Source organism: Pelotomaculum propionicicum (assembly GCF_004369225.1).
In the GTDB taxonomy this organism is placed as follows: Bacteria; Bacillota; Desulfotomaculia; order Desulfotomaculales; family Pelotomaculaceae; genus Pelotomaculum_B; species Pelotomaculum_B propionicicum.
This window is the reverse complement of the sequence record NZ_QFFZ01000086.1, coordinates 1-6293: the sequence shown is the minus strand read 5'-3', so window position 1 is coordinate 6293 and position 6293 is coordinate 1. Positions and strand designations below refer to the sequence as shown.

Below are 6293 nucleotides of genomic sequence, written 5' to 3'. Positions count from 1 at the left end.
CTTGAATAACGCTCTGCGTTATTCACATACCCACAACCCCTGCGACGGTAGAGACAAAAATAATATTGCTAAAAGACCGCCAGTAATAATATTCCATAATTACCATTCCAAATGAGCTGATCCCCTTTTTATGGGTGGTAAACTTTTACGTGATCACAGTGGTAAACTTTTTGATTGACAAACACACAAACAACTGGATAGCTTCAAATTCGTATTATAAACATACCCCGAAAACTCAGTAATTTCCTAATTTTTAGTCTAACAATCATTTTCACCATATATCGAGAACTACCGTACCAGCCATCCATAATCCTGCCTGCAATCCACGATATAGTCAACGTACACTGTCTGAGCCTTAATCTGGTATAGAATGAGATACCACTTCTCAACGAACATCTGTGGTATTTGTTTGGCAGAATAAAATTGACCTCCAGAAAGGGAAAACGCTCCGGCATTTGGTGAAGGGAACGGATGGCGTCTATTAGGTCGTTTTTTCCTTGCGGGCGGCGGAGGGACTTTTCTGCGCCAGAAAACAGACATGGCCCGCCAGCATCTGACAGGTGCTGGCGGAAACAATCACCTTATTTATATTGAGGCTTCTTTTCTATGCTCCACCTCGTCAATAATACCGCCCAGGTATTTGTCCAGTTCATCGGGCGTCGTTTCAGCGCGCCCTACCAGACGGTCTCCCTCGACGGCCAGCAGTTCTTCTTGCAGCTTCAGCATTTTTTCGCGGAGGGTAAACGCCTCTATATCCATCACCACGAGATCCCCCTCGCCGTTTTTGTAAGATATACCGGCTTTCCGGTTAACTTACGCAAAGTCGCAAATCCATTGTAATTGCGCCAAATACTCACATAGGGTTTTAATCTGTTATATTCCTTATAATGACAATCTAATCATATTATACTTCTTTACTCGAATCAATGAATTACAGCAGTAGCAAAGCGCATTTATTCGTTTCAGTACTAAAAAAAAGGCGCTGATCTCTCAGTGCCTTAATTGTTGCCATCTGTGCTTGTGATATCACGCACTTCTTTATAGCTTCTCACATTTTTTATTTCAACGTAACCTGTACCTCTTTCCCAAGGGAGCGGGCAACCTTAGAAAAAAAGTCCAGGGATGGATTGTACGTTCCGCTTTCCAGGCGGCTGATATTGGATTTCTGAGTCCCAACCCGAAGCGCCAGTTCTTCCTGGGTGATATTTTGGCTGGTTCGCGCTTCAATGATTTGCGAAATCACATCATAGCGTGGTTTCAGCTTTTCGTACTCCGCCTTGAATTCTTCATCCTTCATCAAAAGCTCTTTCACTTCGGCAGATTTAGCTCCTGCTCTACCCATTGTCACACCTTCTAAAAATCCCCGATGTCACCCGAGAATTAAATTTAATATTTTCTATTTATCTAATAACCTTACCATTTGAACTAAACCATCATCCGGGTCTTTTCTGAAGTATTTAAACCCATTTCTGGTATAGAAGTTTATCAATTGGGGCTTGTCCTGGCATTCGATAAAAGCCACCCTCCCGCCGACAATTCCCTGTGCTTTACTGATCACCGAAAGGGCATATTCTAACAATTCATCACCGGCTATTTTATCTGTATACTTATCATTTTTGCCTAGTTGACCAATAAGATATGATGGAATTTCTGTTAGTGCTTCGGATCCCTTTTTGGCATACAGACCATCCAGTTTTCTTATCTGAGACGCTGCTGTCCCATTCGGAATTTTTAAAGTCTGTATGGCAATCGTAAAATATGCCAGAAGAACAAAGCTTCCATTTTCTAAACCATCTTCATCAAAAATAAGATATGTACGGCTTTTGGATTTTCTCTCGTATAAAATAGCTTTGTTTTCATTTTTTAAAAAGCTCTCTATATCATTGTCTTTAGAACAATAAAAAGTAGAAATGACTTCCTTTACTGTTTCTTCGGAAGTCATTTCTAAAAACGTTTCGAGTGGGATAAGCACTGTTTTAATAACTTCTCACCCCTTGCCATAGCCTCATCGGAAGCAAGTTTTCTGTTTATTGGCTTTGCTTCCTTTGATGACGAAAGCACTTCAACGAGTCTTTCTATTGCTTCCGGTTCCTTTACGACAATATTCTTGTCAAATGAAACGGTTGCCATAGGTATCACCTCTTTCAATCATCCTGCTACTATTATTATACATCAAATCAGGCGAACATCCATGAGTAAATTTTCCTCTTTACTATTTATTCATTTAAGCTTGCTATATATTATACCCCAATTCTTTGAAAATGTGTTTTTTATTTTATTCTCTTCCTTGCTGTTTTTTGTCATCATTGCTATCGCTCCTGCCCGTGCCGTCCCTCGTTAGTTTGACAGCATAGTTGTATAGAGAAAACCAGAATTCCTTGTGGCAGAAGGCTTCAGGGGAAATTTTTTTGTGATTTTTAATCATTGATGGGCGGGACTAGCTCAGTCAAGCGGATATATCGGAATATTTGAGGACCGCTTTCACCAGATTGTTTTGCTAAGATTTCTCTTGATGATGTTCCTTTTAACTTCTGTTCAAGTTGAACAGAAGTTAAATCTGTCCGTTGTCCCGGGTTTTTGACACTTGAATAAACTATTGAAATCTTGGAAGCCTTGAAAACAGGGCTTTTTTTATTAAAAAAAAGCCAAACATTATCTTTTCATATTGAGTATTATTGAGTAATGTGTTATAATATAAGGGATAGGAGGTCTGCATATGAGATTGTCTATTTCAAAATCAAAAAATTCCACGTCCCTTTACGTTATCAAATCGACTTATGAGAATGGTGTACATTCATCAAAAATTGTTGAAAAACTCGGCACAGTTAATGAATTGAGTAAAAAACTGAACGGACAGGATCCCATTGAATGGGCAAAAAAATATATTGTTGAACTTAACCAAAAAGAAGATAAAGAAAACCGGGAGGTCATCGTCAAATATTCCCCCTCCAAAGTCATTGCCAAAGGAGAACAGCGTTCTTTTAACGGCGGTTATCTTTTTCTCCAACAGATATACTATAGACTCAGACTCGACAAGGTTTGCACCAAAATATCCCGCAAATATAAATTTACATTTGACCTGAATTCTGTACTTTCAAGATTGCTATATGCAAGGATCATATATCCCTCTTCAAAACTTGCAACCTTCCAGCTTTCCACAAGGTTTATCGAGCAGCCTGTTTTTGAACTCCAGCATATATACAGAGCACTTGAAGTCATAGCCAAGGAGGCCGATCTAATACAATCCTCTTTGTACATCAACAGTTTGAAAATTTCCAAAAGAAATACGGGCGTACTTTATTACGACTGCACCAATTACTTTTTTGAAATCGAGCAGGAAGAAGGGCTGAAACAATATGGCGTTTCCAAAGAACATAGACCAAACCCTGTCGTACAGATGGGACTGTTTATGGACGGCGATGGTATCCCTCTTGCTTTCAGCATCAATAAAGGAAACACCAATGAACAGCTGACATTAAAACCTCTGGAAGAAAAAATCCTATCCGATTTTGACCTTTCCAGGTTTATTGTATGTACTGATGCGGGACTGGCATCCGAGGGCAACAGGAAATTCAACAACAAAGGTGAACGGGCATTTATCACAACCCAGTCCATCAAAAAGCTGAAAGCACACCTGAAAAAATGGGCTCTTGACCCAAAAGGCTGGTCCCTTGATGATGACGGCAGGACCTATGACATCACTGGGCTTGATCAAACCAAAGACAAGGACAAGGTATTCCACAAGGAACGCTGGATGAAGGAAAACGGACTGGAACAGAAAATTGTTGTAACCTACTCTATTAAATACCGCGATTATCAGAGAAACATCCGAAACTCCCAGATAGAACGGGCACAAAAAGCAATTGCTTCCAACCCTGGTAAGTTAAAAAAATACAATCCCAATGATTACAAAAGATTTATTGAAAAAAGCCACTGCACTGCTGACGGAGAGGTTGCCGAACATGAAATATTAACTATCAACACCGAACTTATTTCTAATGAAGAAGCATATGATGGTTTCTATGCCGTGTGTACAAATCTTGAAGATGATGCTTCTGCAATCATCAGGGTAAACAAAAGACGATGGGAAATCGAAGAGTGTTTCCGGATTATGAAAAGTGAATTCAAAGCCAGACCTGTATACCTGAGCCGGGACGACAGAATAGAAGCTCATTTTATGACTTGTTTCATCTCTTTAGTCATATACAGACTCCTTGAAAAGAAGTTGAACGGAAAATATACATGCCAGGAGATCATTAATGGGTTGAGGGAGATGGACTTCTTGGAAATTAAAGGTGATGGCTACGTACCCTGCTATACCAGAACTGACTTCACGGATGATTTACATGAAGCGTTTGGTTTCCGTACTGATTATCAGATCGTCGGTACTGCCCAGATGAAAAAAATTTTTAAAACTACAAAATCATAAATACATTACTCACTTTTTAATCCATTGAAAAAAACTTGGAACCCCCTATTTTCAGGGGGCGCCAAGTTTTTTTTCTTCTTCAAGTGTCAAAAACAGGATTATACCCCAATTCTTTGAAAATGTGTTTTTTATTTTATTCTCTTCCTTGCTGTTTTTTGTCATCATTGCTATCGCTCCTGCCCGTGCCGTCCCTCGTTAGTTTGACAGCATAGTTGTATAGAGAAAACCAGAATTCCTTGTGGCAGAAGGCTTCAGGGGAAATTTTTTTGTGATTTTTAATCATTGATGGGCGGGACTAGCTCAGTCAAGCGGATATATCGGAATATTTGAGGACCGCTTTCACCAGATTGTTTTGCTAAGATTTCTCTTGATGATGTTCCTTTTAACTTCTGTTCAAGTTGAACAGAAGTTAAATCTGTCCGTTGTCCCTGCCTGTTCATGGCTTCTAGCTTCATTTTATAGGCAAAGGCTTTTTCGCTCGGTAAAATGCTTTCCCTTTGCAGATTGCTATCAACCATGATGATTGTCGCGGCATCGTCATCCATTTTACGGACAATGCAGGGCATTGTTTCCTTGCCCGCAAGCTCGCTTGCCTTTTTGCGCCGGTGTCCGGCAATCATTTCATAGCCGCCGTCTGCTTTGGGCCGGACAAGGCCAGGGACTAAAACGCCGTATTGCTTTACACTGTCTGCCATTTCCAGCATGGCTTCATCTGCTTTCACCTTAAAAGGGTGGTTGGGAAAATCGCTGATTTCCGACAGGGGGATATCCATCACCTTTTCGCGCTGCTGCTCGGCGCGGCTTTCCTCGGTGCTGAACAGGTCATCTATTGAGGCCAGTTTGATGCTGTCTCTTGCGCTGCTTTTCGTCAATGTCCCGCACCTCCTTTGTAAAGGCTTCATAGACTTTTGCCGCCAGGCCGTAGGGGTCGTGAAGGTAAATGCTCTTTCCTTTGGCGCTGGTTTCCGCCGCACGGATAGACAAGGGGATTTCCGTTTGGAAAATGCGCAGCTTGTCACCGTAGTCGCGGCGCAGGATAAAGGAAATGTCCTTGGCAAAGTTGGTGCGGTTATCCACCATTGTCACCAGAACGCCGTCAATGGTCAGCTTGGGATTGATTTGCCGTCTTACTTGGCTATGGTCTGTAAAAGCTGCGTCATTCCTTTGGCGGGCAGATAGTGGGCCTGAACGGGGATGATCACACTGTCTGCGGCGGCAAGGGCGTTGATGGTCATCATGCCCAGGGAGGGCATACAGTCGATCAGTACATAATCATACCTGTCTTTGACGGTGTTGATGTAGCTGCGCAGTACCGTTTCCCGGCTCATGGTGTTGACGAGTGACACCTCTATCGCGGACAATTCGATGTTCCCCGGCATGAGATCAACGCCTTCCGCATGGCGGAGGATACCCTCGTCAGATTCATACGGTTCCTCCAACATGCTTTTGGTTAAAACGGTCGCCAGTGAAACAGGTAGATTGTCCGGCTCATGGAAGCCTAACGAATCCGTTAGGTTGCCTTGCGCGTCCGCATCCACTAAAAGCACCTTTTTACCCCGCATCGCGAGGCCAATACCCAGGTTGACCGTTGTGGTCGTTTTGCCCGTGCCTCCTTTCTGGTTGGCAAGGGCGATTACTTTTGACACTTGAAATTCCTCCTCTCACGCAAAAAAGCCGCTCGCTTTATATGCTCATAAAGCAAACGGCTTTTTACTACGGTTTATATATAATTTATATATGATTCCACTGCAAAAACCCCGTAGAATACCCAAAATTAGTTCCTGGTGCAGCAGGAGAAACAAGGCTGAATATCGAAGTATACTGTAGAAATCAAGAGATATCTACTGATAAACCAACAAAATGC

General features: G+C 42.0%; 4 protein-coding genes and 4 pseudogenes. 1 reads left to right on the top strand and 7 read right to left on the bottom strand.

The genetic code is table 11. The features are described 5' to 3' along the window. Nucleotides 1-288 precede the first annotated feature (288 nt). The 5 genes and pseudogenes from Pmgp_RS20440 to Pmgp_RS18560 all read right to left on the bottom strand — a co-directional run bounded on the left by Pmgp_RS20440 (nucleotide 289) and on the right by Pmgp_RS18560 (nucleotide 2130). Nucleotides 289-653 (bottom strand): annotated as a pseudogene (locus Pmgp_RS20440) (type II toxin-antitoxin system RelE/ParE family toxin). After that, nucleotides 607-857 (bottom strand): annotated as a pseudogene (locus Pmgp_RS18575) (prevent-host-death protein); the annotation flags it as partial. The pseudogenes Pmgp_RS18575 and Pmgp_RS20440, both read right to left, overlap by 47 nt. A 200-nt stretch (nucleotides 858-1057) precedes the next feature. Continuing rightward, a complete protein-coding gene (locus Pmgp_RS18570) occupies nucleotides 1058-1342 on the bottom strand; it encodes a helix-turn-helix transcriptional regulator (protein ID WP_134216078.1) in 285 nt (94 codons plus the stop codon). 54 nt (nucleotides 1343-1396) lie between these two features. Beyond that, nucleotides 1397-1972, bottom strand: coding sequence for a hypothetical protein (locus Pmgp_RS18565; protein WP_243119956.1), 576 nt, complete (start codon nucleotides 1970-1972; stop codon nucleotides 1397-1399). Then, nucleotides 1945-2130, bottom strand: coding sequence for a hypothetical protein (locus Pmgp_RS18560; RefSeq protein WP_134216076.1), 186 nt, complete (start codon nucleotides 2128-2130; stop codon nucleotides 1945-1947). The genes Pmgp_RS18565 and Pmgp_RS18560 overlap by 28 nt, the downstream gene beginning before the upstream one ends. Before the next feature lie 586 nt (nucleotides 2131-2716). Between Pmgp_RS18560 and Pmgp_RS18555 the strand changes: the two genes are divergently transcribed. Next, nucleotides 2717-4429 carry an IS1634 family transposase gene (locus Pmgp_RS18555; RefSeq protein WP_134216074.1) on the top strand — a complete coding sequence of 571 codons (1713 nt, stop codon included), beginning with the start codon at nucleotides 2717-2719 and terminating at the stop codon, nucleotides 4427-4429. Between the two features lie 278 nt (nucleotides 4430-4707). Here Pmgp_RS18555 and Pmgp_RS18550 read toward each other — a convergent pair. Continuing rightward, a pseudogene (locus tag Pmgp_RS18550) lies at nucleotides 4708-5331 on the bottom strand (ParB/RepB/Spo0J family partition protein); the annotation flags it as partial. Beyond that, nucleotides 5252-6075: pseudogene (locus Pmgp_RS18545) on the bottom strand (ParA family protein). The pseudogenes Pmgp_RS18550 and Pmgp_RS18545, both read right to left, overlap by 80 nt. Nucleotides 6076-6293: the final 218 nt, after the last annotated feature.